Below are 25,351 nucleotides of genomic sequence, written 5' to 3'. Positions count from 1 at the left end.
GGCAAGCGAACTGCCGGGCCAGGAAGCGATGGACGAAGGACAGCGTTATTCCTTTGCCGTCGAGGCCTGATGGATCTCGTCGATCGCCTGCCCAAGCGAACGATCGAACTCCTCGTCGCTCATCTGGTGGCGGAGATCCTCGAGCAGGGCGCGCGAGAAGCTGGCGATCATGCCGTCATTCTTCGCCAGCTCGCGGCAGGCGTCCGCGCGCGAGTAGCCGCCAGAAAGCGCCACGACCCGCAGCACGCGCGGGTGATCGACGAGCGGCTTGAACAGGTTGGCCTGGACCGGGATCGACAGCTTCAGCATCACCTTGTCGTCGCCGGGCAGCGCGTCGAGCGCCTTGGTCAGCTCTTCCAGCAGGATTTGATCGGCCTCGGTACGCTCCGGGCTCTTGATGTTGACCTCGGGCTCGATGATCGGGACGAGGCCGGCGGCGAGCACCTGCCGCCCCACCTCGAACTGCTGGCGGACGACGGCGGCGATGCCCTCGCGGTTGGCGAGGTTGATGACCGAACGCTCCTTGGTGCCGAAAACGCCCAGGCTCTTGGCGCGGGTCAGCAGCGCGTCGAGCTCCGGCATCGGCTTCATCATCTGGACGCCGTTCGCCTCGGCTTCGAGGCCCTTGTCGATCTTGATGAAGGGAACGACGCCGCGTTCCTTCAGCACCTCAGGCACCGGCTTGCCATCAACCTGGCCGTCCATGGTGCGCTCGAACAGGATGGCACCGATCACCTTGTCGCCGCTGAAGGCGGGCGAGGTGATGATGCGCGAGCGCATCTGGTGGATGAGGCCGAACATCTCTTCCTCATTAGACCAGGCACCCTCTTCGATGCCGTAGCCCTTCAGCGCCTTGGGCGTAGAACCGCCGCTCTGGTCCAGCGCGGCGATGAAGCCTTTGCCGTTCCCAATTTTCGACAACATCTCGGAATTCTGCATCGAAATATCCTCAGTTAGAATCAGCGGGTGGGCACGGGTGCCCAGGGTGGACCTTTCAGCTCCAGATTATTTCCCTCCGGATCCGAAAGGTAAATGGATGGGCCGTCGCCCTCCGCGCCGTAGCGCGAGACTATCTCGGCCTCGATACCGTGGGATTTGAGCTCGGCCAGGATCGCCTCCCCATCCCACGGCATGACGCGGAAGCAGATATGGTCGACGTTGCGGCCTTCAGCCCCCGGCGCAGCGCCGCCCATGGCGCCGAGCTTTCCGTCGACCGGCACGAGATCGACCAGCGCGGAGCCGGTCCGAAGTTGGTAAAGTCCGATCGCTTCCTGCTTCTTTTCCCAACGGGCGCCGAGCACGTCGATGTAGAAATTGGCCACCCTCTCCAGGTCGACGACGCGCAGCACGACATGGTCGATGGCCTGGATCGTGATCATGCCCGCTCCAGTGCTTTCACCCCCGGCAGTTCCTTGCCCTCCATCCACTCGAGGAAGGCTCCGCCCGCCGTCGAGACGAAGGTGAAGTCGTCCGCCACCCCGGCATAATTGAGCGCCGCCACCGTGTCGCCGCCGCCGGCCACCGAGACGAGCGATCCGCCCTGGGTCAACGCGGCCGCGGTCTGGGCGAGCTGGACGGTCGCGCGGTCGAAAGGCGGCGTCTCGAAGGCGCCGAGCGGGCCGTTCCAGACGAGCGTGCGGCAGGTCTTCAGCGCATCCGCCAGAGCCTCCACGGCAGCCGGGCCGACGTCGAGGATCATCTCGTCGGCCGCGACTTCATGGACGTTGCAGGTGCGCAGGCTCGGCGGATTGGCCGCGAATTCCTTCGCGACCACCACGTCATAGGGCAGGTGCACGGTGCAATTGGCGGCGTCGGCCGCGTCGAGGATGGCGAGCGCCGTATCCTTGAGGTCGTGCTCGCACAGCGACTTGCCGACATCGACGCCGCGCGCGGCCAGGAAGGTGTTGGCCATGCCGCCACCGATGATCAGGTGATCGACCTTGGCGACCAGGTTCTTCAGCACGTCGAGTTTGGTCGAGACCTTGGCCCCGCCAACGACGGCCGCGACCGGCCGCTCGGGGTTGCCAAGCGCCGCTTCGAGCGCCTTCAGCTCCTTCTCCATCGCGCGCCCGGCATAGGCCGGAAGCAGATGGGCGAGGCCCTCGGTCGAGGCATGGGCGCGGTGGGCGGCCGAGAAGGCGTCGTTGACGTAGAAATCGCCGAGCTCGGCCATCGCCGCGGCGAGCGCCGGATCGTTCTTCTCCTCGCCCGGGTGGAAGCGGGTATTGTCGAGGATGGCGACATCGCCCGGGTTCATCGTCGCCACGGCCGCCTTGGCGCCGTCGCCCTGGCAATCCTCGACGAAGCGCACCGGCCGGCCAAGCACGTCGCCATAAGCCCGCGTCACCAGCGACAGCGACATATCCGGCCGCTGCACACCCTTCGGCCTGCCGAAATGCGCCAGCAGCAACACGATCACGCCGCGATCAGCGAGCTCGGTCACCGTCGGCAACGTGGCGAGCAGCCGCGTATCGTCGGTCACCGCGCCGTCCGCCATCGGGACGTTCAGGTCCACGCGCACCAGAGCACGCTTGCCGGCGATATCGCCTAGATCGTCGAGGGTTTTGAAGTTCGCCATTCGCTTCCTCATGTCATTCCGGCGAAAGCCGGAACCCAAGAACACGGGCTTACTCGAAACACGCCGTGTCCTTGGGTCCCGGCTTTCGCCGGGATGACGCAGATCAGATCAGCTTCGCGATCGCAGCGGCCGTGTCGACCATGCGGTTCGAGAAGCCCCACTCGTTGTCGTACCAGGAGACGACGCGGACGAGCTTGCCCTCCAGCACCGCCGTCTCGAGGCTGTCCACGGTCGACGAGGCCGGATTGTGGTTGAGGTCGATCGAGACCAAAGGCTCGTCGGTGAAGGCGAGGATGCCCTTCAGCGGACCGCTTTCGGAGGCCGCCTTCAACGCTCCGTTCACTTCCTCGAGCGTCGTGTCGCGCGACGGCGTGAAGGTGAGGTCGACGAGGCTGACGTTCGGCGTCGGGACGCGGATCGCCGATCCGTCCAGCTTGCCCTTCAGCTCCGGAAGCACCTCGGCGACGGCGCGGGCGGCGCCCGTGGTCGTCGGGATCATCGACATGGCGGCGGCGCGGGCGCGGCGCATGTCCGGATGGATCTGGTCGAGAATCTTCTGGTCGTTGGTGTAGGCGTGGATCGTGGTCATCAGGCCGCGCTCGATGCCGATCGCCTCGTGCATGACCTTGGCGACCGGCGCCAGGCAGTTGGTGGTGCAGGACGCGTTCGAGACGATCGTGTGCTCGGCGGTCAGCTTGTCATGATTGACGCCGTAGACGACGGTGAGGTCGACGCCCTTGGCGGGGGCCGAGATGAGCACGCGCTTGGCGCCGGCATCGATATGCTTCTGGGCCGACGCGCGATCGGTGAAGAAGCCCGTCGATTCGATCGCGATGTCGATCTGGTTCTCGGCGTGCGGCAGCTTGGCCGGGTCGCGCTCGGCAGTAACCTTGATGCGCTTGCCGTCGATGATGAGGTCGTTGCCGTCGGCCTTCACCTCGCCCGGATAGGGGCCGTGGACGCTGTCGCGCTTGAAGAGCATTGCGTTCGACTTGGCGTCGGCGAGGTCGTTGATGGCGACCAGCTCAAGCCCGCAATCCGGCCGCTCGAGGATCGCGCGCGCCACGAGGCGGCCGATCCGCCCGAAACCGTTGATTGCAACTCTGGTCGCCATGTCATTGATCTCCTTGCTGAAGCGCCGCGACGATCTGCGGCACGATGGCTTCGGCGGTGAAGCCGAAGCGCTTGAAAAGGTCTTCCGCCGGCGCGGAGGCGCCGAAGCGGTCGAGGCCGATATTGAGGCCGTGCGAACCGGTATAGCGTTCCCAGCCGAGCGTGGTGCCGGCTTCGATCGACACGCGCAGCACGTCCGCACCGCCGAGGATGTCCGCCCGGTAGGCGGCGTCCTGCGCGTCGAAAAGATGCCAGGCCGGCATCGAGACGACGTCGGCGCCGATCCCCTGCCCTTCGAGTGCGGCGGCGGCGGCCAGCGCGGTCTCGACTTCCGATCCGGTGGCGAGCAGCACGACTTTGCGGGCCGCGCTCGCCGCCCGCAGGCGATAGGCGCCCTTCGCGCAGAGATTCTCGCTCGCATCGCTGCGGACCTGCGGCAGGTTCTGGCGGGTGAGGCAGAGGAGCGACGGCCCGTCCTGCTTCTCCAGCGACAGCGCCCAGCATTCCGCCGTCTCGACCGCGTCCGCGGGGCGGAAGACGGCGAGGTTCGGGATCATGCGCAGGCTCATCACATGCTCGACCGGCTGATGGGTCGGGCCGTCCTCGCCGAGGCCGATCGAATCGTGCGTCATCACGTAGATGGAGCGCACATTCTGCAGCGCCGAGAGCCGGATCGCCGGACGGCAATAATCGGAGAAGACCAGGAAGGTCCCGCCATAGGGAATGATGCCACCATGCAGCGCCATGCCGTTCATCGCCGCGGCCATGCCGAACTCGCGGATGCCGTAATAGATGTAGCGGCCCGAATAATCGTCGGCCGTCAGAGGCTGGGTCGCCTTGGTCTTGGTGTTGTTGGAGCCGGTGAGGTCGGCCGAGCCGCCGATCGTCTCCGGCAGCAGGTCGTTGATCGCGCCGAGCGCCATCTCGGACGCCTTGCGCGTCGCGACCTTCTGCGGATTGGCGATGAGGTCGCCGAGATAGGCGTCGAGCGAGAAGCCTTCCGGCAGACGCCCTTCCATGCGGCGGACGAACTCGTCACGCTCCGCGCTGCCTGCAAGGCGGCCGCGCCACTCGCCATGGGCGCCGGCGCTGCGCCGTCCCGCCTCGCGCCAGGCGTCGAGGACGTCGGCGGGAAGCTCGAACGGCTCGTGCGCCCAGACCAGATGTTCGCGCGCGGCGGCGACCTCGTCCGGGCCGAGCGCCGCGCCGTGGGTGGCCGAGGTGCCCTGCTTGTTGGGCGCGCCGTAACCGATGATGGTGCGGCAATCGATCAGCGACGGCCGCGGATCGGCGAGTGCCTCGTCGATGGCCCGGCGAATATCGGCGAAATCATGCCCGTCGCAGGAGACGGTATGCCAGCCCGACGCGCGGTAGCGGGCAAGGATATCCTCCGACGACGACAGATCGATCGATCCGTCGATGGTAATCTTGTTATTGTCCCACAGGACGTTGAGCCGGCCGAGCTTCAGGTGCCCGGCGAGACCCACCGCCTCGTGGTTGATGCCTTCCATCAGGCAGCCGTCGCCGGCGATCGCCCAGGTGCGGTGATCGACCAGATCGTCGCCGAACGTCGCATTGAGGTGCCGCTCCGCGATCGCTATGCCGACGGCCATCGCGAATCCCTGCCCGAGCGGCCCCGTGGTCGCCTCCACGCCCGGCAGCATGAAATTCTCGGGATGGCCCGCGCAGGGCGAACTCATCTGGCGGAAGTTGCGGATGTCCTCCATCGTCGGCTTCTCGTAGCCGGTCAGATGGAGCAGCGCGTAGATCAGCATCGAGCCATGGCCGGCCGACAGGACGAAGCGGTCCCGGTCATGCCAATCAGGGGCTTGCGGATCGTACTTCAGATATTCCGTGAAGAGCACGGTCGCGACGTCCGCCATGCCCATCGGCATCCCGGGATGGCCGCTGTTCGCCGCCTGCACGGCATCCATGGCCAGTGCGCGAATGGCATTGGCGAGCAATCTCGGTTCGGCGGGCATGAGCTTCCTTTTAAGATGGAGACGGCGGCGCTAGGCGACTCGTGGCGCTCCCACTGCAGGTTCCTTTAGAGGCGGGGGCGCGCTCGTCAACTCCAGCACCCCTGAGGCGTTTGCCGCGGCGAAAGGTCATGCTATTGCTGGCGTCATGGCGGACGAACGGGCGATGACGGCAATCGAGAGGATCGAGCGGGCGCTGGGCCGCATCGAAGCCGCCTCCCAGGCGGCGGCGCAGGGCGCACGAAGCGACGGTGGCGAGCTGATCGAGCTTCGCCAAACCCATCAGGCGCTACGCAACAAGGTCGAAGGCGCCATCGGACAGATAGACCGCCTGCTGGCGAGTCAGGGAGGATAGGATGGCGTCCGTCGAGGTCGAGATCGCCACGCGCAAATATGCCGTCGCCTGCCGCGACGGCGAGGAAGAGCGCCTGCGCTCCGTCGCCGCCATCGTCGATCGCAAGGCGCGCGATGCGACCGGCGCGCTCGGCAGTCTCGGCGAATCCCGGCAGCTCCTTTACGCGTCCCTGCTCCTCGCCGACGAACTTAAGGAACGGCGCGAAGGCGGCGGCGGCCCCATTGAGGCGGAGCCCGACCCCGCCATCGCCGATGCGCTGGAGCGGCTGGCGGAGCGGATGGAAACCCTCGCCTCCCGGCTTGAGGCGGACGCTCACAACTCCTAAATAGAAGCGCGACGGGTACTGCCCGGTACGAGCTTTCGAGAACATCCCTGAGGCGATAAGACATCCTCGGGGGCTGTCCCTGCCCGGACCCTGGTCCGACGTACATGGCTCCCACCTGACGTTCTGGCGTCAGAGGATATTCCAGCAAACGGCCATGGCGGTCCCGTCACCTTCCAAGAGCGATATGCGCACCCATGCCCTTGCCGAGCGGCGGGCGTTCGCGCGATCGCTGAACGCCTCGCTCCGGGCGGAGCTGGAGGCGAAGCTCGTTCCGATCGTGCTGCCGCGGCTCATCGGCGCACGGATCGTCGCCGGCTACCACCCGCTGAAGGACGAGATCAGTCCCTATCCGGTCCTGGAAGCGCTGGGGAACGGCCAGGCCGCGGCCTTTCCCTGGTTCGCCGGGCGCGATTCCCGAATGACCTTCCGCCAGGGCCCCGCCGTAGAGCCGGCGCCCTGGGGCGTGTTGCAGCCCTCGGCCGACCGCCCGGCGGTCGCTCCGGACATCGTGCTGGTGCCGCTCGTGATGGCAGATCGTGGTGGCGTCCGGATCGGCCACGGCAAGGGCCATTATGACCGCGCGCTATCCCACCTCAAGGAGGCCTCCCCGATCCTGGCGATCGGCCTTGCCTGGGATATGCAGATCAGCGACAGGCCCATTCCGGCCGATCCGTGGGACATGCGCCTCGATGCGATCGCCACGCCCACCGAATGGATAGATTGCGAATGACCAACCCAAGCTGGCGCAAACCCTTCGGGATGTTCCTGATCCTGCTGCTGATCCTGGTTTGGTCGATCATCGTGGTGAGCCTGGCAGGACTGCTGGACGGTCTGCCCTGGCCAGTGCACGCGCTCTACTACACGGTGGCGGGAATCGTTTGGATCCTGCCGCTGAAGCCGCTTCTTAGATGGATGGAAACGGGAAAGTGGCGCGCTTGATGCCGGCCTGAGGCGCCGCCTTGGCCAACGAAAAGGAGCGCCCACCGATGGCAGGCGCTCCCTAAATAACCCCTCCTTGTCGGAAAGGCGTTAGCCGTTACGGGCTGACCGGCTCGTCATTGTCGTCGTCAACGAGCTCGACAATGCCCCAAATGGCCAGGCCGACCACGATCGCGCCGACGATCCAGGCAGCGGGTCCCATCTCCGCGAACTGAGCGTTCGCGCCCTTGCTGCCGACCGATTCCGTGGCCGGAGCCGGAGCGGTCGCGGCCTGCGCAACCGCCGGAGCGGAAGCAAGAAGAGCGGCCGCGCTGACCGCTGCGATTATTTTCTTCATTATTATCAATCCTTAGCTCAACTAGTCCGGAAGTGTGTCTAGACGGGGTCAGCCGGACTACGCATCCCCCAAATGAGGTAATTACACGATTTTCGTGCCCGCCGCTACGCTTCGGCCGAACGGCGCCGCTTTATTGCAACAGATAAGGTCGAGCGCCAGCCGCGATGAGGCCGCAGCTGAAGGGCTGGGAGATGATGATCAAGGAAATGGCGCGAGTGACGGGGCTCGAACCCGCGACCTCCGGCGTGACAGGCCGGCGCTCTAACCAACTGAGCTACACCCGCGTTCTGGTGTGGGGCGCGAACTAGGCGAGCGCCCCATGGCTGTCAAGCAAGGCTACCGCCTATTTTTGAGGGGCCCGACATCCTCGTCGACATCCTCGTGGTGACTGCCGGTCAACGTCCCCTCCTCGAACAGGAATCCGGCGATGTCCGGCTTGCCGGCGGCGTCGAGCACCGTCTTCAGGATGATGAGCAGCGGGACGGCCAGCAAGGCACCGGTCGTGCCCCAGACCCAGGCCCAGAAGCTCAAGGCGACCAGGATCAGCAGCGGGTTGATCGTGAGCCGCCGCCCAACGACGGAGGGCGTGATGATGTTGGCCTCGATCAGATGGATGACGGCGAAACTGATCGCGGGCAGGAAGGCGTAAAAAGGATCGGCGAACGCCATCAGACCGCCGAGCGCCAGCAGCAGCGTCGAGGCGATCGGCCCCAGATAGGGAATGTAGTTCAGCACCGCGACGATGCCGCCCCACATCAGCGGCGTCGGCATCTCGAGCATCCACAGGACCAGCGCCACCACCAGCCCCATCGAGACGTTCACCAGCGTGATGGTGCCGAGATAGGTGGACGTCGCGTCCACGACCTGCTGGATCACCCGCGCCGTCGTCATCGCGCCGTCGAAGCTCGCCCGGGTGACGATCGTCCGCTTCCGCATCCGCGTCCATCCGGCCAGGAAGAAGAAGATGACGAGAAGGGCGAAGAACATCTGGATGGCCGCATAGGGCGCCGACGTGGCGATGAGGTCGAGCATCGAATTGGGCGTTTCCACCGTCACTCGCTGCTCGGCGCCGGCGCGGCTGCCGAACTCGCGGACGATGTCGTCCATGAAGCGCTCCAGGCTCGCATAGACGTCGAGGATCGGGGCGAGCGTCTCCCGAATGCGCCCGATGCGATCCGGCAGGAGCATCACCCATTCCGTCGCCGGAAGAACGATCGAGGCGACCGCGATATTGGCGGCGGCGATGAAGAGAAGAACGCAGATGAGCGCGGACAAAGCGGAAGGGATTCGCCGTCGTTCGAACCATTCGAGCAGCGGCACCAGGGCGATCGCGATCACAAGGGCCGCGGTCACTGGGAGGAAGAATTCCGCGCCCGCCCGAAGCGCGAAAGGAAGCGCCAGCGCAAGGCCACAACCGGCCATGAGAGCGAGCGCGGCCAGCAACCGGTCGCGGCGATAGGCGGCCTCGGTCACGTCGTGCAGGGCGTCCTCGCCAGCGATAGGCCGCTCAGGCTTGTTCATGCCAACGCTCCGGCTTCGGCCGAAAGGCCAATATTTTCAGCACCGGTGCGGGTGCCGGAGACAATAGCGAAGACGGGGCTGAGAACCATGGAGGCATCATGCCCCAAAGCCGGGCTGTAGGAAAACGGGAATTGGTGCCCCTGGCCCGAGTCGAACGGGCACTCCTTTCGGAACTCGATTTTGAGTCGAGCGCGTCTACCAATTCCGCCACAGGGGCACGCAAGGCCGCCCTCTAGTGGAGCGGCCGGTGGGGAGCAACCGCTAACACAGCCCCCCGAAACTCCATTCGATCCGATCCCTCCGGCTGCGATCCTCAGGCTATCTGCGTCCGCACCCAATCGTCGACCTCGCGCTCGAGCACGGTCAGCGGCATCGCGCCCTTGAGCAGGATCTGGTGATATTGCCGGATGTCGAAGCGTGGCCCAAGCGCCGCTTCGGCTTTCCCGCGCACTTTCGTCCACATCGTGTGACCGACCTTGTAGCTCGTCGCCTGGCCGGGCGAGACGCAGTAGCGGTCGATCTCGCGGATCGTGCGCGGGCGCGGGAAGCCGATGGTCGAGACCATGTAATCGACCGCCTGATCACGGCCCCAGCGCTTGTGGTGGATGCCGGTGTCGACCACCAGGCGCGCGGCCCGGAACAGCAGCGACTGGAGCATGCCGACGCGGCCGAGCGGATCGCCCTCATAGGCGCCCATCTCGTCGGCCAGGGTTTCGGCATAAAGGCCCCACCCTTCGGTATAGGCGCCAAACGGGCTGAGCTTCAGCAGCATTGGCGTCGCCGGGCTTTCCATGGCCAGGCTGATCTGAAGGTGATGGCCGGGCGACGCCTCGTGATAGGTCAGGGACGGCAGCGTGTATTTCGGCCAGTCGTGCGTGTCCTTGAGGTTGATATAATAATAAGCCGGGCGCGACCCATCGAGCGCGGCGCTGTTGTAATAGCCGTTGGAGGCGCCGTCCTGGATGAACTCGGGCACGCGCACGACCTCGATATCGGCCTTGGGCAGCGTCGCGAACGCCCGCGGAAGCATGGCGTCGAGCTCCTTCATCTGCTCGTTGAGGCTGGCGAGCAGGGCCGCCCTGCCCTCGTCGGTGTTGGGATAGAGCTGCTTCGGGTCCTTGTTGAGCGCGACCATCCGCTCGCCGACAGTGCCCGACGACATGCCCTGCTCCTTGAGGATCGTGTCGATGCGTCCGCTGATATCCGCCACCTGGTCGACGCCAAGCTGATGGACCTCCTCGGGAGTCATGCTAGTCGTCGTCGAGGCGCGCACCGACGCCGCATAATATTCCGCGCCGTCGGGAAGCCTCCAGACGCCCGCGTCGTCGGTGGCCTTCGCGCGCATCTCCTCGACCAGCGCGATCTGACGGTCGAGCGCCGCGAAGACCTTTTCGCTGACGATCTTCTCGGCCTGGGCGGCGTGATCGCCGGCGACATTCGCCTCCTTGGCCCGGCGGGCGATGGAGGCGACGAGCACCGTCTCGGCCGCCGGCTGGTTGCGCAGCGCCTTCAGCTGGTCGAGCGCCGTGTCGAGACAGAAGGAGGGGGCAATGGCGCCGAGTGCCGCATCGGCACGCGCTCTCTCGCTATTCTGGTCCAGCACCGTGGAGAAAGCGGAGAGGCGGGCCAGATAGGCGTCCGCATCCGCCTTGTCGCGGATCGCGTGCTGCGAATCGAGGAAATCCGGAACGCCCTGATAGGCGCCGTCCTGCTGACTGATGACGAAGGGCGTGTAGCCAATGCCGTTATTGCCATAGGGAAACCGCTCGCCGCCTTCGACGATGTTGTTTCCGAGATAGGTGACGCAATCATAATGGAGCCGGCTCGCCTCCGACAGGCTGCCGCGGTCGATCGCCTTCAGCTCCGTCTGGAAGCCCTTGGCCACCGCCAGCTGCCGCGCAGCCTCGGCCTTGGAATAATCGGAAAGCTTCGACTTCAGCGCGGCGCGCGGGCCCTTGTCGAGGCCGAGCACGGTGGCGAATTCCGGCGTCGTATCGATGAAATTGTAGAACATGCGATCCATCACCGAGGCGAGTTTCGCTTCGGCCGGCGATGCCTGCGTTCCGCCTTGAGCGAACGCCGCGCGCGCGACGCCGCCGCCCATCAGCGCGATGGCGGAAACGGTGCTTGCCGACAGGATGAATGACCGACGATCCATTATGAACTCCCTCCCCTCGCCCGATTACGGGCGATTCATTGATGGCACTGCATCCAATGGATCGCGGCGACCGTCAATTGCGCGGCGCCTGCCGCCGATAGCTCAGGGCCTCGGCGACATGGACGCGGGTGACGCGCTCGCTGCCGGCGAGATCGGCCACGGTCCGGGCGACGCGGAGGACGCGGTGGAAGCCACGGGCCGAGAGCCGCATCGCCTCGGCCGCCTGCGCCAGGAGCTTCCGCCCCGGCTCGTCGGGCGACGCGACCTCGTCGAGCAGGTCGCCGTCGGCCTCGGCATTGGTGCGGACGCCGCTGCCATTGTAGCGGTTGGTCTGGGCGTCGCGCGCGGCCTTTACGCGAGCGGCGACTTCCGCCGACCCTTCCGCGGGCGGTGGCAGGACCAGGTAGGCGGCGGAGACGGCGGCGACATCACAGTGAAGATCGATGCGATCTAGAAGCGGGCCGGACACCTTCGCCTGATAATCGGCGGCACAGCGCGGCGCGCGGGAGCAGGCGAGCGCGGGATCGCCGAGATGACCGCAGCGACAGGGATTCATCGCAGCGATGAGCTGGACGCGCGCCGGAAAGGTGACATGGCTGTTGGCGCGGGCGACGCTGACGGTGCCGGTCTCCAGCGGCTGACGAAGCGAATCGAGCACCGAGCGCTGAAACTCGGGAAGCTCGTCGAGGAAGAGCACGCCGAGATGGGCAAGGCTGACCTCGCCTGGGCGGACCTTGAGACCGCCGCCGACGAGGGCCGCCATCGACGCCGAATGATGCGGGGCACGAAAGGGACGCTTGCGCATCAGCCGACCGTCCACGAGCGAACCGGCGACGCTCGCGACCATCGACACTTCGAGCGCTTCGGACGGCGTCAGCTCAGGCAATATGCCGGGGAGGCAAGCGGCGAGCAGCGACTTGCCGGCGCCAGGCGGGCCGCTCATCAGCACGTTATGGACTTAGGACCCTCTAACTTCTAAGAGCCCTTACATGTCCAGCAATCCCTCCCGTGCGTTCAGAAAGGCCTACTCCTACCTGCGTTTCTCAACGCCGGAGCAAATGAAGGGAGACAGCCTCCGCCGACAAATGTCGATGGCACGAGATTACGCGCGGCGACACAATCTAGAATTGGACGAAACCCTCACCTTTCACGACTTAGGGGTTTCGGCATTTCGAGGGCAGAACGCTGCGGGGGGCCGCCTCGCCTACTTTCTTGAAGCCGTCCATACCGGCTTGGTTCCGAAAGGGTCGCTCTTACTAATCGAGCAATTGGACCGGCTCAGTCGTCTCACTCCCCGCTTGGCGAGGAGAATACTGGAGGACATTCTGGAAGCCGGAATCTCTATCGTGACGCTGAACGATGGACGCGAGTATTCCCCGGAGTCACTTGATGACCCGATAGACCTCCTGGTCTCCATAATGGTGTTCATGCGCGCCAATGAGGAGAGCGTGACCAAGGCGCGGCGCCTCAAACAGGCTTGGGAGAACAAGAGGGCCAATCTGGCGGAGCGACCGCTAACCAGCCGCGTCCCGGCTTGGATAACGCTGGACCGGCAAAGCAACGTTCTTCGTCTTATACCCGAACGCGCAAAACTAGTGCGGCGGATATTCGAGCTGACCATAGAAGGCTTGGGGCAACACAAGATAGCGGAGACGTTCAACCGTGAAGGTCTCGCGCCATGGGGGCGCGGGAAGCATTGGCACAGGTCATACATTGCCAAGATACTCAGCAATCCGGCCGTCATTGGGACGTTCCAGCCCCAAACACTGGAGTATGAGGACAATCGGAAGGTTCGGAAGCCCCTGGAGCCGGTGCAGGGCTACTTTCCCGCCGCTGTTCCGGAGGCTCTTTGGAAAGAGGTTCAAGCTCTCCAGGCGAGCCAAAGAGCGCCCACGCGCGGACGCCACGCGAGGAGCGCAATCAGTAATATCTTAGCTGGTCTTGCAACCTGCCCCACGTGCGGGGGGACCGCCACTCGCGTGAACAAGGGCAAGCGGAGTGTTCCGTCTTTCGTCTGTGCGCGGGCGAAGGCCGGAGCTGGGTGTAGCTACAAATCCGTCCGCTACGAGTGGGTAGAGCAAGCCATCATAGAGCGTCTGCCTTCGCGTCTCAGGGACACTCCGGCGGGGGGCGGAACTGGAGAGCTGGACGACGCACTCGCGAGCGTGGAAGCTCAACTAGACGTGCTTAGGGACCAAATCAAAACGGCGGTGGGCAACCTTACGTTTTCTCACTCCCCTGCCCTCGCTTCAAAGCTCAAGACTCTAGAGGCGGAGCTAGTGGAGCTTACAGCCGCTAGGGATGACTTGCTGGACAGGCGTTCGGCCGCGTCGGGCCCTCTTGTCGGGCAAAGGGTGGAGAGGCTTCTGGAGGCCTTGGAGGCAGCGTCGCTGGACCGTGAGGCAGCTAATCACGCCATGCGGAGCGTCTTTTCGCGCGTAGTTATCAACTATCCGCACGGAGAACTGGTTTTTGAGTGGACTCACGGCGGGACGTGCGAGGTCCCGTTTATGTGGCCCAACGAGAGCCACCTAACTAGTCTCTAGAGCATCGGAGGGAGAATGGAGGAAGTTGCGCGAGAAAAGCGTATTGAGGAGCTGCTAAATGAAATAGCCGAGCAGCGCGATACCCTAGCGAAGCTCTTGATGCCTGCGGTCGACCCAGCCGAAATCTCCTTCACAGCGAAAACTCCCTACAAAGTCGCCTGCTACCGACAGGGTCTCCTGTGGCGAGCGAACGAGCTCTCCCGGTCCGGATATGCCTCATTAGCGCGAGGCGACGCTATCGCGGGAAACGTCCTTGCGAGGGCTTTAGTAGAAGTAGCAGCCGCCATGGGCCACCTCCATAGACTCCTTCAACGACAAGTAGAGGGAGGACTGGAGGCAAATTTTGATGAGACAGTCATGCAGCTATTACTGGGCAGCAGGAATGATGAGGCGATGCCCCAAGCCGTCAATGTGATGGCCATGTTAAAAGGCGCCGACAAAGACGCTCCCGGCCTACTCGGCCAGTATGAGCAACTTTGCGAAGTAGCTCACCCGAATTGGGATGGAACCTGTGGCGCCTTCTCCACCGTGGACCGGGAACAAATACTAACCCACTTCGGGACTGAAACGGACCGCTATAAAGTGAGGGTCCTAATCGGACTTCACAGCGTCGCCGGAGCACTCGCCGGTGTTCTACACTGGCAAAAGAAAGTTTCCGACCTAATACCTGTCATCACTTCATTGTGTGAACAAGATATTTCTTCTCGGTCCGGTTAAAGGACTCATTGCACGAATAGAGCGACGATGGAGACGAAAAGAGCAGCGATGCCCGAGATTTGGCTCGCCCGATTGACGATTTCCCATATCAAGTCGGCCGGCGGCTCAGGTGATTCGGCCAAGCTGAGTGCCGCAACTATATAGGCTCGCGCCTGGGACTTCTCACTGTTGCCCATACGAAGACTATCTAGCGCGTCCTCAGCTTCTTTTAATGCGGAGACAAGCAATTCCTGGCTTTCGTGCGGGAGCGATGCGCGGGCGGACGAGGCGGAGCGACTATTCGCTACGCTTCCCAACTCGCGGGGAGGCTGCGCTTCATCGCCGCTAGGGACGGCGAACCCCCATCCTCTATCCCGTTCGATATGTTCTTCGACGAATGCTGAGCCGGGAGCCCGAATACGGACCTTCCATGTCTCGCGCGGTCCCATGTGCCCCGATACCTGGGCGTGACCGTTCGTAGCGGTCTCATCTGAAAAGCGGGCAATCCAATTGTCGCGCAGCGGCAATTCAGCCACCTTTGCCATCTCTCCGATGGTGAAATACTCAGGCCCATGCACTTCCGCGGCCTCGTAGATGGTGCGCAGTAAGCTGTTATAGAACTCCCGGTATTTCACTGAGGCAACCCCCGTCACAGCATCACGGCGATAGCCGCGCCCGCCGCCCATGTGAACAGCCAGCCGAATACGCTTTGAGCGAATACCTGTAGCGATGCTTCTTTGTCCTCACGCGCAAGCATTGCTGAGAGTGACGGGTCCATAAACAAGCCGATGAATAGCGACAACCCGAAGGCATGTAAGACGCCAATTTGAGGCAGGCCCAACGGAACGACAAACCAAGCCCACATGTCGCAAATGATAAAGGCTCTCAGGACCCCAATGGGCAACAAGACAAGCCACGTCGCGGCCAAAACGAAAGTCGCGTGAAATGCACTGACAACAGCCCCCATCCCCTCTCTCCCCCTGAATTTTCCGAAACCTTACTGTGACGCAACGATGGGAACAACAACAACCGTGGCCGAGGCTTTAACGGCTTTTTTGAAACGTCTAATTGCAATGCCAGGGGGACCCGAGACGCGGAGGAAATGGGACCCGTAGGAGTCCCAGCCGAAAGCAAAGGCGACCCGCCGAAAATGGAACCGCCCCTCCCCGGCCAAGCTCACTCGCCCCCATCATACCTAACGACCGGCCGACATATGCACCGTGAGCCCACCAGCTTCCGCACAAAAGGGGATTCACAGGTAGGCATTAGCATGTTACATACTAGTCAACGTCCGTTCACTGGTATGTAAAGGCCTCAGCTATGACCGCCTATGTTCCATACGTCCGCGTCTCCACGGCCAAGCAAGGTCGCTCAGGATTGGGCCTAGAGGCTCAGGAGGAAGCTATCCGGCAATTCCTGAAACCGGGGGACTCGCTGCTTTCTCCTACATACGTGGAAGTAGAGAGTGGGAGGCGAGGCGATAGACCGGAGTTGGCTAAGGCGCTGGCCCACGCGAAACTCACGCGGGCAACGCTCCTTGTAGCGAAGCTAGACCGTCTATCGCGAGACACTAAATTCCTCCTCACCTTGATTGACAGCGGAGTGGACGTGGCATTCGGGGACCTGCCGCAAGTCGAGGGAGCGATGGGGCGCTTCATTCTGACTCAGATGGCGGCTGTAGCTGAGCTGGAGGCAGGACTTACCTCTCAGCGGACCAAGGCAGCTCTTGCGGCGGCGAAGGCACGGGGCGTGAAGCTAGGTGGCTTCCGGGGTGTGAAGGTGGACCCAGCGCAGGGGCGGGAAGCCAAGCGGAAGGCGGCTGAGGAATTCCGCCAGAGGATTGCTCCTGTCTTTCAGACGTTAAAGGCCGAAGGTATCGTTAGCGCGTCGGCGTTGGCACGTTCATTGAACGAAAAAGGCATTCGGACGCGACGGGGAGGAAACTGGACGGCAACTCAGGTGCTCAGGGTTCTGTGAGGCATGGACCTAGCTGTGAACGCTGGCTCTAGCGTCAATTCTCAAGGACCGAGGCTGTCTCTGATAGGCTTTGGGACACCTGAGATTCTGCGGATTCCAACTCGCTAACTGCCTCGTCCAAATCAGGAACTACATACCTCCAATCGTCGTAGTCGAAGCGTGCAGCTATATGGTCTAATTCAGAATGAGCATTCTGTACGGAGGCAACAGCAGCTTCGACTTCCGATAAGCTCGCTTGAGCGTCCTCGATGGTTGTTTGCGCATCCTCAAGCTGCCGCGCCAACTCCGCGTTTTCGTTTTCCAGGCGGGCAATTTGCGACAAGAGTTCATCCTCAGTCGGCCCATCGTTGTTCGCGCAAGCTGCAAGTGCCCCAAGGCAGCCAATTATAAAGATTGCTTTCACATGCATTCCTCCCCCCAATGCGCCTCGCGCGCTAACATTCTCCCCTGCCCCCTGGCATTCTGGGGATGTTAATTGCCCGCCATTTGCGTCGAGTTACATTCAAATCTCCAGGGCATCGTGGGCCTCTACTCGGGACCACAGCCTCTTAATCCACTCACGCGCGACCAGTCGACTCTCTGCATCTTCGAGCTGCTGATACAGGTAGTCTGCGGAGTCCACGAATGCCTGGAGTTCAGAGAGCCGCTCGTTGTCGAGACCCTCGCCCTGTGTAATATCATTGTCTACCCAGGAGACGACCGGACCATCATCTTCAATCGTTGGCTGGATATTGGCATCGCGCAACCAACGGGAAATTGTATTCGGCCAAGCTATGTTGGCGAGTTCTCGTCGGATTTGTCGAAGAGATTTAACGGTGCCGTCCAGGCGTAAATGCCTTCCCGCTTCGACATACAGGGCGAAGCATCGACGCTTGTCGCTTCGGCTCAATGAGAGCCCGTGGGTAGCATTAGCCTCGATTGCAACGGCTACTGCGGTATCCTCCTGCATGTTTGCTACGCGAGCCTCAACGGTCTCAAGTCCCGCTGCCCGGGCGGCTTCCAAACGATGAAAGCCATCAACAACGAACAGCTCCCTTCCGATACGGGCTACAGAGATTGGCGGGAACGCATCACCACGCAGCATCGCCGCTTTGTATCGAGCAACTGTGTTCTCACTCAGGGTGTCTCGCGGTTGAAATCGCCTATCTAGCTTAATGATTGAAACGCCGAGGGATGCTTGGCGCCATCTGAGGCGCTGAATATCAGGAGCTGAAATGGGACTCTCCGAGGATACAGGTGTACAATTTGCACATGCGGTATAGAGGCGCGAGCTAGGCATCGCCATCTGGATAATATGGCTTTTCCGGTCGTTGACCCGCCTCGGCAGCTTCGAATAGATGTTTATGTTTCAGCGGGTTAGGCTGCGGGTTGTGCGGAGCATAGCTATCGCGGGTGTGCCAGAAAGACATCGAAACAGAAAGAAGCGTACAGCCCCCGCTCAACGGCGGTCGAACACCACAGCTCCGATGGCTGCTAGAACTATACCTTGAAGGACCGTGAGCAATATCGCCGATTGCTCAAACAATTGGTAGGGCGCTGCCTCCATACCCGGCTCCGCCAGTAACAAGGTGAACGCAATGAAGAGGAGCGCCCCGCTTCCCCAAAATGCCAATCGATACTTAAAGGCATGAGCTGCGGCGTTTCTCCAGCTAGCTTTAGGGTCCACCAAGGCCGCAGTCACTAGAATGGATACTGGAGGGACTATAAGCGCCAGATACCAGCTCCAAGCCGAGGAAGCGTCGTCGCCATATTTCCCTGCTACGGCCTGGGCCAAAATCAGCAATCCAAGAAGTGGTGCGACACCGAGCCACACATACAGTACCCGCTGGAGGGCTTCCTCACGCGTCATGATGCAAATCCAAGGGATTTCGCGTGAATTGCGAACGGAAGTCGCTCGTTCTCGGCGACCAGCCTCCCCTCCCGACCCTTATCGGCCTGAAATTCGTACACCAGGAGAGTGACGGTCGTACCCGACGGAACAGGCGTGGTCGACACCCGAGGGGGCAGTATCAAGCTTCCGGTGGACCGCCAGCGACCCAAATCGGTTTCAGTCGCGGCGTACGAAGCAGGCGTAAAAGCTCGATTGGTCACGACGAACACAAAAACTCGGAAGCGCCCATCCTCTCCCCAGACAAGCCTTTTGAAGTAGTCGAAGGCACCAAGCCATCCCCCTATCTTACCCGTCGAAAACCGCTTCTCCGCGACAGGGCTCCCGTCAGCGGCAAATCGCTCAAGTTCGGTGGCCATTGCGAACCCGCCCTCCACTCCAAAATAGAGGACTTTGTCATAGCCTTTCCCATCGAGTTTGGAGCGCAATCGCTGAGCAACGTCACCCAGCCGCCCCTTCAGGCTCACCCGACCCGTAAGGCTGTCCATGCTACTCGGTTGGGGAGGGGGCCAAGGGAGAAATGGAGCCGCGACATCCGCGTCTGCAAATGCGGCGGTCGCCGTTGTCGTGGCACTCGCCCATCGCGCCTCCGGGGGCCAACCACAACTGGCATCTACAACGGCAGCCCCGGTGTCGGAGGTGCAATACGCCAATCCCATCCGAGCTTTTCCGTCTATCCAGTCGGAGGTAGGCAACGGCGTCGTCCCCAGAAGCACATCGACAGAAGGGACTGGCGGCTCGCTAACAGCGACAGTGTCGGCTGGCGTCGATGGCCGCGCCTCCGATGCGCTACGCGGCGAATCTGAGGACTGGCACGCAGCCAACCCCGCCGCGAACACCCAAACCCCAACGATTCGTTTCATATGAACCCCTTGCCCATCCTGAGGTGCTCAGACTCAGATGTCTAGAGGGGTCTTGAATACACAATATGAGGAGATTGTGACCACCTGCCGCGGCGATCTCCAACGCCCGCTTGGCGGTCTCCTGCCCCTTCACCTGAGCGAGGTCGGGGCCGAACCCCGGCGGATCGGCCTCGCCCGGCGTGGGCGGCGATAAAGCCGCGCTTCCGCGGAAATGGTTGAGAAGCGCGATGAGGTCGGGCGCGGCGAGCACCTCGATGTCGCCCGCCCAGGCGGCTTCGGATCCTTGCGCCGCCGGGCAGATGAGCCCGAGGCTGCGCGACGAGGCGTGCATCGCCGCGAGCAGCACTCCCGGCGACGGCGCCAGCCGGCCGTCGAGCCCGAGCTCGCCAATGACGACATAGCCGGCCAGCATCTCGGCATCGACCGCGCCCATGGCCGCGAGCAGGCCGAGCGCGATCGGAAGATCGTAATGCGACCCCTCCTTAGGGAGATCGGCCGGCGACAGGTTGACGGTGATGCGCTTGGGCGTAAGCGAGAGGCCGATGGCGGCGAGCGCCGCATGCACCCGCTCCCGGCTCTCGGCGACCGCCTTGTCCGGGAGACCTACGACGACGAATTTCGGCAGGCCGCTCGCAATCTGGACCTGCACCTCGACGGCGCGCGCCTCGAGCCCCAGAAACGCCACCGTGGCGACATGCGCGACCATGCGAACTCCCCCCTGACGGCCTACACTCTGGCGTCACACCGCCGCCGAGTCGAGTCAGCCGGCTTCGCGCCGGATGCGGGCCCAATCGTCGTACAGCCCCTCACCCGGCTCCGATGGCACCGGCACATGAACCAGATTGAGAGGCATCTCCGGCAACGGCCTTCCCAGGTCCTCGTAGATGGTCGAAGTCGACAATCCATAAGGCTCCCCCTCCTCGTTGGAGTAGGCGTAGGCGACGTCGCGGATGCCGGTCATGTACATGGCGGCGAGGCACATCGGGCACGGATGACCGCTCGCATAGACGCGGCACCCGTCCAGGCGCGGCGACGCAAGCGCGTGGGCGGCGGCGCGCACGGCGTTCAGCTCCGCATGCGAGGTCGGGTCGCCGCTCGCCAGCATTTCGTTGACGCCCGATGCGATCACGGCGCCGTCCTTCACAACGACCGCACCGAAGGGGCGTCCCCCCTTTGCCACATTCTCGCGCGCCAGTTGGATCGCTTCCTCGATGAACGCCTTGTCGTCTGTCATTGTCGATCCTTTGCTTTCGTCTGCCTTGAGCCGGGAACCGGCCCCACCCACATGAGCGGCCATGAAGCTGCGCCGCAAATGGATAGCGCTCGGCAAGGTGCCTGCGGTCCGCACGAGCCTGTTCGTGCTGGGCCTGCTTTTGATCGTGTCGGCACCGCTGGTGGGCGTCGTGCCTGGACCAGGAGGCGTCATCGTCTTCGCGACCGGACTGGCGCTGGTGCTCAAATATAGCGAATGGGCGAAGCGGCGCTATGTGCAGTTCAAACGGCGGCACCCCAAGAAAGGCGCCTGGGCGGACTGGGGATTGCGCCGGCCGAGCGCCCGACGCCGTGAAAGGCTGCGCAAGGAGCGGCAATTGCGCGCGCTCGATGATTGACTTGCGCCCCACTTTTGCATATCCGCGCCCCCAACGAGGCCGCCACCTAACCGGCGGCCCTTTTAATTTCTTTCGAGGTATGAGCGATGAAGCGCACCTTCCAGCCGAGCAAACTCGTGCGCAAGCGGCGTCACGGCTTCCGCGCCCGCAAGGCGACCGTCGGCGGCCGCAAGGTCCTGGCCGCCCGCCGCGCCCGCGGCCGCAAGACCCTGTCGGCGTAAGCGCTCCGGGCGACATCCGGACGATCAGCCGCCGCGCGGATTTCCTCGCGGCGAATCGCGGCCGCCGCGCGCCCATGCCGGGATTTGTCCTGCTGGTGCGCGAGCGCGAAGATGGCGATTCCGCCATGCGGCTCGGCATCACCGTCACCAAGAAGATCGGCGGCGCTGTCGTCCGCAACCGGATGAAGCGCCGTTTTCGCGCCCTCGCCCGGGAGCTGTTGCCGACAGAGGGAATCGCCGGGGCGGATCATATCCTGATCGGTCGGGCCGGCGGTATCGAGCGGGATTTCGGCCTGCTTCGGGCTGAGCTCAGAAAAGCCCTGAAGAAAATTGCCCCCTCTCCCGTTCGCCCTGAGCCTGTCGGAGGGCTCGCTTCCACTTCTGGCGCTGAAGAGGAGAAGGAGAGGGCTTCGACAAGCTCGGCCCGAACGGGTGGGGCTGAAACTGGGGCGAGCCAATGATCGGCAAGTTCCTCATCCTGATCGCGCGAGGGTGGCAGCTTGGGCCGTCGCTGATCCTGCCGCCTTCGTGCCGATACACGCCCAGCTGCTCGGCCTATGCAATCACCGCCATTGAACGCTATGGGGCGCTGCGCGGCGGCTGGATGGCCGCCAAGCGCCTGTCCCGATGCCATCCCTGGGGGGGATCCGGCTATGACCCAGTACCTTGAGGGGAAGTAAGTGAGCGACAACCGCAACATGATCCTGGCGATCGTCCTTTCGGCGATCGTGCTCCTGGGCTGGAGCTTCATTTCGGATCGTTACTTCCCGACGGCGAGCGAGCCGTCCACCAAGATCGTCGAAGGCAAGCAGGTGCCGATCCCGCAGCCAGGCGAGGATCCCGCCGCGGACGCCCCGGCCGCCATCCGCGACCGCGCCGTGGTGCTGGCGGAAACGCCGCGCGTGGCGATCGAAAGCCCGCGTCTCAGGGGCTCGATCAATCTTCGCGGCGCCCGGGTCGACGATCTCGTCCTCACCGATTACCGCCAGAGCCTGGCCGAGGATTCGCCGTTCATCCGCCTGCTCTCCCCGTCCGGCACGTCCCAGGCCTATTTCGCGAGCTTCGGCTGGACCGGCGAAGGCATGACGCTCCCCGGCCCCGACACCGTCTGGACGGCGAGCAGCACCCGCCTCGCCCCCGGCAATCCCGTGACGTTGAGCTGGGACAATGGCCAGGGGCAGCGTTTCGACATCCGCCTCTCGGTCGATGACGGCTATATGTTCACCGCCGACCAGAGGGTGAGCAACAGCGGCACCGGCGCCGTTGCGGCGCGTCCCTACGCCCTCATCAGCCGGGCGGAGGAGTCCGAGGATCCCGACAGCTGGACGATGCATGTCGGGCCCATCGGCGTATTCAACGACGCCGCCAATTACGACTGGAGCTATGAGGACATTGCCGAGGAAGGCGACCAGCGCTTCTCCAGCACCGGCGGCTGGCTCGGCTTCTCCGACAAATATTGGCTGACGGCACTGGTACCGCCTCAGCCCGCCGACATCTCCGCCGCCTTCCGGCGCGGCGCCAATGGCGGATTCCAGGCCAATTACACCGTCGAGCCCACGATCATCGCCCCGGGCCAGGCGGCGACGCACCAGTCACGGCTGTTCGCCGGCGCCAAGGAGGTGGAGTTGCTCGCCCATTATGAGGACGATCTGGGCATCGCGAAATTCGACAAGGCCATCGACTGGGGCTGGTTCGAATGGTTCATGAAGCCGATCTTCGCCCTGCTGAACTGGCTGTTCCACGCGCTCGGCAATTTCGGCCTGGCGATCATCTGTCTCACGCTCATCGTCCGCCTGCTGCTCTTCCCGATCGCCCAGAAGCAGTTCAAGTCGATGGCCGCGATGCGCATCGTGCAGCCCAAGATGAAGGCCATCCAGGAGCGCTGGAAGGACGACAAGCCGCGCATGCAGCAGGAGATGCTGAAGCTTTATCAAGAGGAGAAGGTGAACCCGATGGCGGGCTGCCTCCCCATCCTGCTTCAGATCCCGATCTTCTACGCGCTCTACAAGGTGCTGATGCTGGCGGTCGAGATGCGGCACGAGCCCTTCATCCTGTGGATCAAGGACCTCTCCGCGCCCGATCCGATGACCCCGGTCAACCTGTTCGGCTATCTCGACTTCACGCCGCCGGCCTTCCTCGCGCTCGGCATCCTGCCGATCCTGCTCGGCATCACCATGTGGCTACAGTTCAAGCTCAATCCGCAGCCGATGGACCCGGTGCAGAAGCAGGTCTTCTCCATCATGCCCTGGGTGTTCATGTTCATCATGGCGCCCTTCGCGGCGGGCCTGCAGCTCTACTGGACGGTGTCGAACATCCTCACCATCGCGCAGCAGAAGTGGCTCTACAGCCGCCATCCGCAGATGAAGGAAGCGGCCGAGGCGAAATGAGCGAGGCGACGGACGACCTCGACGAGACGGCCCGGAAGCTTTTTTCCGGGCCGATCGCTTTCCTGAAATCGGCGCCCTCGCTCCAGTTCCTGCCCGAACCGGAAGTGGAGGAGATCGCCTTCGCCGGCCGCTCCAACGTCGGCAAGTCGTCGCTGCTCAACAAGCTCACCAACCGCCGCGATCTCGCCCGCACGTCCAACACGCCCGGGCGGACGCAGGAGCTCAATTTCTTCGATGTCGGCCAGCCGCTGCGCTTCCGACTGGTGGATATGCCCGGCTACGGCTTCGCCAAGGCCCCGAAAGAGGTGGCGCGAAAATGGCGCTTTCTCGTCAACGACTATCTTCGCGGGCGGCAGGTGCTGAAGCGGGCGCTGGTCCTCGTCGACAGCCGCCATGGGCTCAAGGACATCGACCGCGAGGTCATGAAGATGCTCGACGATGCGGCGGTCAGCTATCACCTCGTCCTCACCAAGGCGGACAAGGTGAAGGCGAGCGAGCTTCAGGAGGTCGAGAAGCGGACGGCCGAGGAAGCGCGCAAGCATCCGGCGGCTCATCCGGAGATCGTCACCACCTCGAGCGAAACCGGGCTGGGCATTGATCGGTTGAGACGCGCGGTCGTGGAGGCGATAGGCTGACGAGCGGCCGTCATGTTGGGCTGATTCAGCGTCCATGAACATCGCCGGTCGAACCGGCTCAACCTGTGTTCATGGATCCCGCGTCAAGTTCCGGATGACGATTGGAGGAAAGATGCTCAAGCTCATCATCGGCAACAAGGCTTATTCCTCCTGGTCGTTGAGGGGCTGGCTGGCGGTCAAGCAGTCCGGCCTGCCCTTCGAGGAAATCACCGTTCCCATGTTCGACGAGGAATGGAATCGCCGACGCGAGGGCGACGAGTTCGCGCCGTCGGGCGGCAAGGTGCCGATCCTGTGGGACGACAAGACCGTCATCTGGGACAGCCTCGCCATCATTGAATGGCTCGCCGACAAGACCGGCCGTGACCGCTACTGGCCGACCGACGACGCTGCCCGCGGGATGGCCCGGTCGATGGCCGCCGAAATGCATTCCAGCTACCAGAATCTCCGGCGCGACTATGCGATGAATGTTCGAAAGCAGTTCCCGCCGACGGAGCTGTCTGAGGATGTTCGGGCCGAGATCGTCCGGATCATGGAGCTATGGGCTCAGGCACGGGCACTGCACGGCAGGGGTGGCCCGTATCTGTTCGGGACCTTCGGCGCCGTCGACATCATGTTCGCGCCCGTCGTCACCCGCTTCGCCACCTATTCCATCCCGGTGCCCCGCTTCGCCGCCGCCTATATGGCAGCGATCCTCGACCATCCCTGGATGCGGGAATGGATCCAGGCGGCCCAGGACGAGCCTTGGATCATCGAAAATTATGAGGTTCCGGCGACGTAGGGCTTCCCGTCCTTATGCGTGTAGCCGCCGCTCTTGGCATCGAGATGCAGATCGATGTCGGGATAGTGGCAATCGCTCCTCGCCGCCTTGCCGACGGCGACGAAGACGCAGTCCCTGTCGCTGCGGTTGACCAGATGATGGCCGTTCGCCCTCGCCTTTGGAAAGGCGGCGACGTCGCCGGGCCGCATCACGGTCTCGCCATCCTCCTCGACCAGCACGGCCTCCCCGGCAAGGAGGATGACGAGCTCGTCCTCGCCCTCGTGCCAGTGCCGCTGGCTCGACATCGCGCCGGGCCTCAGCGTCACGTGGCTTGCGCCGAAATCGGTAAGCCCCGCGGCCGGCGCGAGGCGTCGATACCAGCGGCCGGCCACGTCTTGCGCGAACGGCGCCGGATAGCCGGTCCGGTTGGTGAGTTCGATCGAGTCGAGGTCGATCTTCGGCATCG

The 25,351-nt window shown here is 63.5% G+C and carries 30 protein-coding genes, 2 tRNA genes and 2 pseudogenes; 14 read left to right on the top strand and 20 right to left on the bottom strand.

All coding sequences use genetic code 11. The features are described 5' to 3' along the window. Positions 1–45: 45 nt before the first annotated feature. The 5 genes from DF286_RS11240 to tkt form a co-directional block, all read right to left on the bottom strand. Positions 46–939, bottom strand: a complete 894-nt coding sequence (locus DF286_RS11240) for a fructose bisphosphate aldolase (protein WP_109271515.1) — start codon at positions 937–939, stop codon at positions 46–48. 20 nt (positions 940–959) lie between these two features. Next, positions 960–1,379, bottom strand: coding sequence for a VOC family protein (locus tag DF286_RS11235; RefSeq protein ID WP_109271514.1), 420 nt, complete (start codon positions 1,377–1,379; stop codon positions 960–962). Next, entirely contained in the window at positions 1,376–2,578 is a 1,203-nt protein-coding gene (locus tag DF286_RS11230; protein ID WP_109271513.1) for a phosphoglycerate kinase, read from the bottom strand. The genes DF286_RS11235 and DF286_RS11230 overlap by 4 nt, the downstream gene beginning before the upstream one ends. A 103-nt stretch (positions 2,579–2,681) precedes the next feature. Then, on the bottom strand, positions 2,682–3,692 hold the full coding sequence (gene gap / locus DF286_RS11225; protein ID WP_109271512.1) for a type I glyceraldehyde-3-phosphate dehydrogenase: 1,011 nt from the start codon (positions 3,690–3,692) through the stop codon (positions 2,682–2,684). Position 3,693: 1 nt separating this feature from the next. Then, complete coding sequence (gene tkt / locus DF286_RS11220) at positions 3,694–5,673, bottom strand: transketolase (RefSeq protein WP_109271511.1); 1,980 nt, start codon at positions 5,671–5,673, stop codon at positions 3,694–3,696. A gap of 145 nt (positions 5,674–5,818) precedes the next feature. On the opposite strand from tkt, the gene DF286_RS11215 reads away from it, so the two are divergent. From DF286_RS11215 to DF286_RS11200, 4 genes are all read left to right on the top strand, one after another. Then, complete coding sequence (locus DF286_RS11215; RefSeq protein WP_146193606.1) at positions 5,819–6,025, top strand: hypothetical protein; 207 nt, start codon at positions 5,819–5,821, stop codon at positions 6,023–6,025. Between the two features lies 1 nt (position 6,026). Then, positions 6,027–6,350: a cell division protein ZapA gene (locus DF286_RS11210; RefSeq protein ID WP_109271509.1), complete on the top strand. Its 324-nt coding sequence runs from the start codon at positions 6,027–6,029 to the stop codon at positions 6,348–6,350. A gap of 184 nt (positions 6,351–6,534) precedes the next feature. Next, entirely contained in the window at positions 6,535–7,080 is a 546-nt protein-coding gene (locus DF286_RS11205) for a 5-formyltetrahydrofolate cyclo-ligase (protein WP_158274670.1), read from the top strand. Then, the gene (locus DF286_RS11200; RefSeq protein ID WP_109271507.1) at positions 7,077–7,289 is read left to right on the top strand and encodes a DUF2842 domain-containing protein; all 213 of its coding nucleotides are present in this window, start codon (positions 7,077–7,079) and stop codon (positions 7,287–7,289) included. The genes DF286_RS11205 and DF286_RS11200 overlap by 4 nt, the downstream gene beginning before the upstream one ends. A 97-nt stretch (positions 7,290–7,386) precedes the next feature. On the opposite strand, the gene DF286_RS11195 is transcribed toward DF286_RS11200, so the two are convergent. From DF286_RS11195 to DF286_RS11170, 6 genes and pseudogenes are all read right to left on the bottom strand, one after another. Continuing rightward, entirely contained in the window at positions 7,387–7,626 is a 240-nt protein-coding gene (locus DF286_RS11195; protein WP_109271506.1) for a hypothetical protein, read from the bottom strand. A gap of 207 nt (positions 7,627–7,833) precedes the next feature. Further along, positions 7,834–7,910 (bottom strand) — tRNA-Asp (locus tag DF286_RS11190). A gap of 52 nt (positions 7,911–7,962) precedes the next feature. Next, the gene (locus DF286_RS11185; RefSeq protein ID WP_109271505.1) at positions 7,963–9,147 is read right to left on the bottom strand and encodes an AI-2E family transporter; all 1,185 of its coding nucleotides are present in this window, start codon (positions 9,145–9,147) and stop codon (positions 7,963–7,965) included. 132 nt (positions 9,148–9,279) lie between these two features. Next, positions 9,280–9,364 (bottom strand) — tRNA-Leu (locus tag DF286_RS11180). Between the two features lie 96 nt (positions 9,365–9,460). Continuing rightward, entirely contained in the window at positions 9,461–11,305 is a 1,845-nt protein-coding gene (locus tag DF286_RS11175) for a DUF885 domain-containing protein (RefSeq protein ID WP_109271504.1), read from the bottom strand. Positions 11,306–11,378: 73 nt separating this feature from the next. Continuing rightward, positions 11,379–12,260 (bottom strand): annotated as a pseudogene (locus DF286_RS11170) (YifB family Mg chelatase-like AAA ATPase); the annotation flags it as partial. 34 nt (positions 12,261–12,294) lie between these two features. Between DF286_RS11170 and DF286_RS11165 the strand changes: the two are divergent. Further along, positions 12,295–13,851 carry a recombinase family protein gene (locus DF286_RS11165; protein WP_109271503.1) on the top strand — a complete coding sequence of 519 codons (1,557 nt, stop codon included), beginning with the start codon at positions 12,295–12,297 and terminating at the stop codon, positions 13,849–13,851. Positions 13,852–13,866: 15 nt separating this feature from the next. Then, a complete protein-coding gene (locus DF286_RS11160; protein ID WP_109271502.1) occupies positions 13,867–14,568 on the top strand; it encodes a hypothetical protein in 702 nt (233 codons plus the stop codon). Positions 14,569–14,573: 5 nt separating this feature from the next. Here the strand turns inward: DF286_RS11160 and DF286_RS11155 are convergent, their stop codons facing one another. Next, positions 14,574–15,233, bottom strand: a complete 660-nt coding sequence (locus DF286_RS11155) for a hypothetical protein (RefSeq protein ID WP_146193605.1) — start codon at positions 15,231–15,233, stop codon at positions 14,574–14,576. Further along, positions 15,197–15,514 carry a hypothetical protein gene (locus tag DF286_RS11150; protein WP_109271500.1) on the bottom strand — a complete coding sequence of 106 codons (318 nt, stop codon included), beginning with the start codon at positions 15,512–15,514 and terminating at the stop codon, positions 15,197–15,199. Before DF286_RS11150 ends, DF286_RS11155 begins: the two co-directional genes overlap by 37 nt. A gap of 353 nt (positions 15,515–15,867) precedes the next feature. Here DF286_RS11150 and DF286_RS15575 point away from each other — a divergent pair, with 353 nt between their 5' ends. Then, entirely contained in the window at positions 15,868–16,524 is a 657-nt protein-coding gene (locus tag DF286_RS15575; RefSeq protein WP_109271499.1) for a recombinase family protein, read from the top strand. 34 nt (positions 16,525–16,558) lie between these two features. Here DF286_RS15575 and DF286_RS11140 read toward each other — a convergent pair whose 3' ends face one another. From DF286_RS11140 to DF286_RS11115, 6 genes and pseudogenes are all read right to left on the bottom strand, one after another. Then, the gene (locus tag DF286_RS11140; protein WP_109271498.1) at positions 16,559–16,927 is read right to left on the bottom strand and encodes a hypothetical protein; all 369 of its coding nucleotides are present in this window, start codon (positions 16,925–16,927) and stop codon (positions 16,559–16,561) included. A 99-nt stretch (positions 16,928–17,026) separates the two neighbouring features. Beyond that, positions 17,027–17,803, bottom strand: a complete 777-nt coding sequence (locus DF286_RS11135) for a ParB/RepB/Spo0J family partition protein (protein ID WP_243444874.1) — start codon at positions 17,801–17,803, stop codon at positions 17,027–17,029. Positions 17,804–17,962: 159 nt separating this feature from the next. Further along, a complete protein-coding gene (locus tag DF286_RS11130) occupies positions 17,963–18,373 on the bottom strand; it encodes a hypothetical protein (protein ID WP_109271496.1) in 411 nt (136 codons plus the stop codon). Beyond that, positions 18,370–18,900 (bottom strand): hypothetical protein, encoded by a 531-nt coding sequence (locus DF286_RS11125; RefSeq protein WP_109271495.1) that lies wholly within the window; start codon positions 18,898–18,900, stop codon positions 18,370–18,372. Before DF286_RS11125 ends, DF286_RS11130 begins: the two co-directional genes overlap by 4 nt. A 436-nt stretch (positions 18,901–19,336) precedes the next feature. Beyond that, positions 19,337–19,981 (bottom strand): annotated as a pseudogene (locus tag DF286_RS11120) (magnesium chelatase domain-containing protein); the annotation flags it as partial. Between the two features lie 54 nt (positions 19,982–20,035). Further along, complete coding sequence (locus DF286_RS11115) at positions 20,036–20,509, bottom strand: nucleoside deaminase (RefSeq protein ID WP_109271493.1); 474 nt, start codon at positions 20,507–20,509, stop codon at positions 20,036–20,038. A gap of 61 nt (positions 20,510–20,570) precedes the next feature. Between DF286_RS11115 and DF286_RS11110 the strand changes: the two genes are divergently transcribed. From DF286_RS11110 to DF286_RS11080, 7 genes are all read left to right on the top strand, one after another. Next, the gene (locus DF286_RS11110; protein WP_109271492.1) at positions 20,571–20,885 is read left to right on the top strand and encodes a hypothetical protein; all 315 of its coding nucleotides are present in this window, start codon (positions 20,571–20,573) and stop codon (positions 20,883–20,885) included. Between the two features lie 86 nt (positions 20,886–20,971). Continuing rightward, complete coding sequence (rpmH, locus tag DF286_RS11105) at positions 20,972–21,106, top strand: 50S ribosomal protein L34 (RefSeq protein ID WP_109271491.1); 135 nt, start codon at positions 20,972–20,974, stop codon at positions 21,104–21,106. 23 nt (positions 21,107–21,129) lie between these two features. Further along, positions 21,130–21,567, top strand: coding sequence for a ribonuclease P protein component (rnpA, locus tag DF286_RS11100; protein ID WP_109272152.1), 438 nt, complete (start codon positions 21,130–21,132; stop codon positions 21,565–21,567). Beyond that, complete coding sequence (gene yidD, locus DF286_RS11095) at positions 21,564–21,776, top strand: membrane protein insertion efficiency factor YidD (protein ID WP_109271490.1); 213 nt, start codon at positions 21,564–21,566, stop codon at positions 21,774–21,776. The genes rnpA and yidD overlap by 4 nt, the downstream gene beginning before the upstream one ends. A 10-nt stretch (positions 21,777–21,786) precedes the next feature. Then, positions 21,787–23,493, top strand: a complete 1,707-nt coding sequence (gene yidC, locus DF286_RS11090) for a membrane protein insertase YidC (RefSeq protein WP_109271489.1) — start codon at positions 21,787–21,789, stop codon at positions 23,491–23,493. Then, positions 23,490–24,128 (top strand): ribosome biogenesis GTP-binding protein YihA/YsxC, encoded by a 639-nt coding sequence (yihA, locus tag DF286_RS11085; RefSeq protein ID WP_109271488.1) that lies wholly within the window; start codon positions 23,490–23,492, stop codon positions 24,126–24,128. The genes yidC and yihA overlap by 4 nt, the downstream gene beginning before the upstream one ends. 112 nt (positions 24,129–24,240) lie before the next feature. Further along, the gene (locus DF286_RS11080; RefSeq protein WP_109271487.1) at positions 24,241–24,906 is read left to right on the top strand and encodes a glutathione S-transferase family protein; all 666 of its coding nucleotides are present in this window, start codon (positions 24,241–24,243) and stop codon (positions 24,904–24,906) included. Here the strand turns inward: DF286_RS11080 and DF286_RS11075 are convergent. Continuing rightward, on the bottom strand, positions 24,885–25,349 hold the full coding sequence (locus DF286_RS11075) for a cupin domain-containing protein (protein ID WP_109271486.1): 465 nt from the start codon (positions 25,347–25,349) through the stop codon (positions 24,885–24,887). The genes DF286_RS11080 and DF286_RS11075 overlap by 22 nt on opposite strands. Between the last annotated feature and the right edge of the window lie 2 nt (positions 25,350–25,351).

Source organism: Sphingosinicella humi (assembly GCF_003129465.1).
In the GTDB taxonomy this organism is placed as follows: Bacteria; Pseudomonadota; Alphaproteobacteria; order Sphingomonadales; family Sphingomonadaceae; genus Allosphingosinicella; species Allosphingosinicella humi.
The sequence above is the reverse complement of the archived record's forward strand: the minus strand, read 5'-3'. Positions and strand labels throughout refer to the sequence as shown.

Excerpts from the sequence above, each read along its gene's own strand:
- tkt (WP_109271511.1), bottom strand. The coding sequence starts at position 5,673 with ATGCCCGCCGAACCGAGATTGCTCGCCAATGCCATTCGCGCACTGGCC.
- DF286_RS11175 (WP_109271504.1), bottom strand. The coding sequence starts at position 11,305 with ATGGATCGTCGGTCATTCATCCTGTCGGCAAGCACCGTTTCCGCCATC.
- DF286_RS11240 (WP_109271515.1), bottom strand. The coding sequence starts at position 939 with ATGCAGAATTCCGAGATGTTGTCGAAAATTGGGAACGGCAAAGGCTTC.
- DF286_RS11195 (WP_109271506.1), bottom strand. The coding sequence starts at position 7,626 with ATGAAGAAAATAATCGCAGCGGTCAGCGCGGCCGCTCTTCTTGCTTCC.
- DF286_RS11110 (WP_109271492.1), top strand. The coding sequence starts at position 20,571 with ATGAAGCTGCGCCGCAAATGGATAGCGCTCGGCAAGGTGCCTGCGGTC.
- DF286_RS11185 (WP_109271505.1), bottom strand. The coding sequence starts at position 9,147 with ATGAACAAGCCTGAGCGGCCTATCGCTGGCGAGGACGCCCTGCACGAC.
- DF286_RS11135 (WP_243444874.1), bottom strand. The coding sequence starts at position 17,803 with ATGCCTAGCTCGCGCCTCTATACCGCATGTGCAAATTGTACACCTGTA.
- gap (WP_109271512.1), bottom strand. The coding sequence starts at position 3,692 with ATGGCGACCAGAGTTGCAATCAACGGTTTCGGGCGGATCGGCCGCCTC.
- DF286_RS11200 (WP_109271507.1), top strand. The coding sequence starts at position 7,077 with ATGACCAACCCAAGCTGGCGCAAACCCTTCGGGATGTTCCTGATCCTG.
- DF286_RS11235 (WP_109271514.1), bottom strand. The coding sequence starts at position 1,379 with ATGATCACGATCCAGGCCATCGACCATGTCGTGCTGCGCGTCGTCGAC.
- DF286_RS11150 (WP_109271500.1), bottom strand. The coding sequence starts at position 15,514 with ATGGGGGCTGTTGTCAGTGCATTTCACGCGACTTTCGTTTTGGCCGCG.
- DF286_RS11115 (WP_109271493.1), bottom strand. The coding sequence starts at position 20,509 with ATGACAGACGACAAGGCGTTCATCGAGGAAGCGATCCAACTGGCGCGC.
- DF286_RS11125 (WP_109271495.1), bottom strand. The coding sequence starts at position 18,900 with ATGGACAGCCTTACGGGTCGGGTGAGCCTGAAGGGGCGGCTGGGTGAC.
- yidD (WP_109271490.1), top strand. The coding sequence starts at position 21,564 with ATGATCGGCAAGTTCCTCATCCTGATCGCGCGAGGGTGGCAGCTTGGG.
- rpmH (WP_109271491.1), top strand. The coding sequence starts at position 20,972 with ATGAAGCGCACCTTCCAGCCGAGCAAACTCGTGCGCAAGCGGCGTCAC.
- DF286_RS11215 (WP_146193606.1), top strand. The coding sequence starts at position 5,819 with ATGGCGGACGAACGGGCGATGACGGCAATCGAGAGGATCGAGCGGGCG.
- DF286_RS11165 (WP_109271503.1), top strand. The coding sequence starts at position 12,295 with ATGTCCAGCAATCCCTCCCGTGCGTTCAGAAAGGCCTACTCCTACCTG.
- DF286_RS11160 (WP_109271502.1), top strand. The coding sequence starts at position 13,867 with ATGGAGGAAGTTGCGCGAGAAAAGCGTATTGAGGAGCTGCTAAATGAA.
- DF286_RS11155 (WP_146193605.1), bottom strand. The coding sequence starts at position 15,233 with ATGGGCGGCGGGCGCGGCTATCGCCGTGATGCTGTGACGGGGGTTGCC.
- DF286_RS11205 (WP_158274670.1), top strand. The coding sequence starts at position 6,535 with ATGCGCACCCATGCCCTTGCCGAGCGGCGGGCGTTCGCGCGATCGCTG.
- DF286_RS15575 (WP_109271499.1), top strand. The coding sequence starts at position 15,868 with ATGACCGCCTATGTTCCATACGTCCGCGTCTCCACGGCCAAGCAAGGT.
- yihA (WP_109271488.1), top strand. The coding sequence starts at position 23,490 with ATGAGCGAGGCGACGGACGACCTCGACGAGACGGCCCGGAAGCTTTTT.
- DF286_RS11075 (WP_109271486.1), bottom strand. The coding sequence starts at position 25,349 with ATGCCGAAGATCGACCTCGACTCGATCGAACTCACCAACCGGACCGGC.
- DF286_RS11130 (WP_109271496.1), bottom strand. The coding sequence starts at position 18,373 with ATGACGCGTGAGGAAGCCCTCCAGCGGGTACTGTATGTGTGGCTCGGT.
- DF286_RS11230 (WP_109271513.1), bottom strand. The coding sequence starts at position 2,578 with ATGGCGAACTTCAAAACCCTCGACGATCTAGGCGATATCGCCGGCAAG.
- DF286_RS11210 (WP_109271509.1), top strand. The coding sequence starts at position 6,027 with ATGGCGTCCGTCGAGGTCGAGATCGCCACGCGCAAATATGCCGTCGCC.
- DF286_RS11080 (WP_109271487.1), top strand. The coding sequence starts at position 24,241 with ATGCTCAAGCTCATCATCGGCAACAAGGCTTATTCCTCCTGGTCGTTG.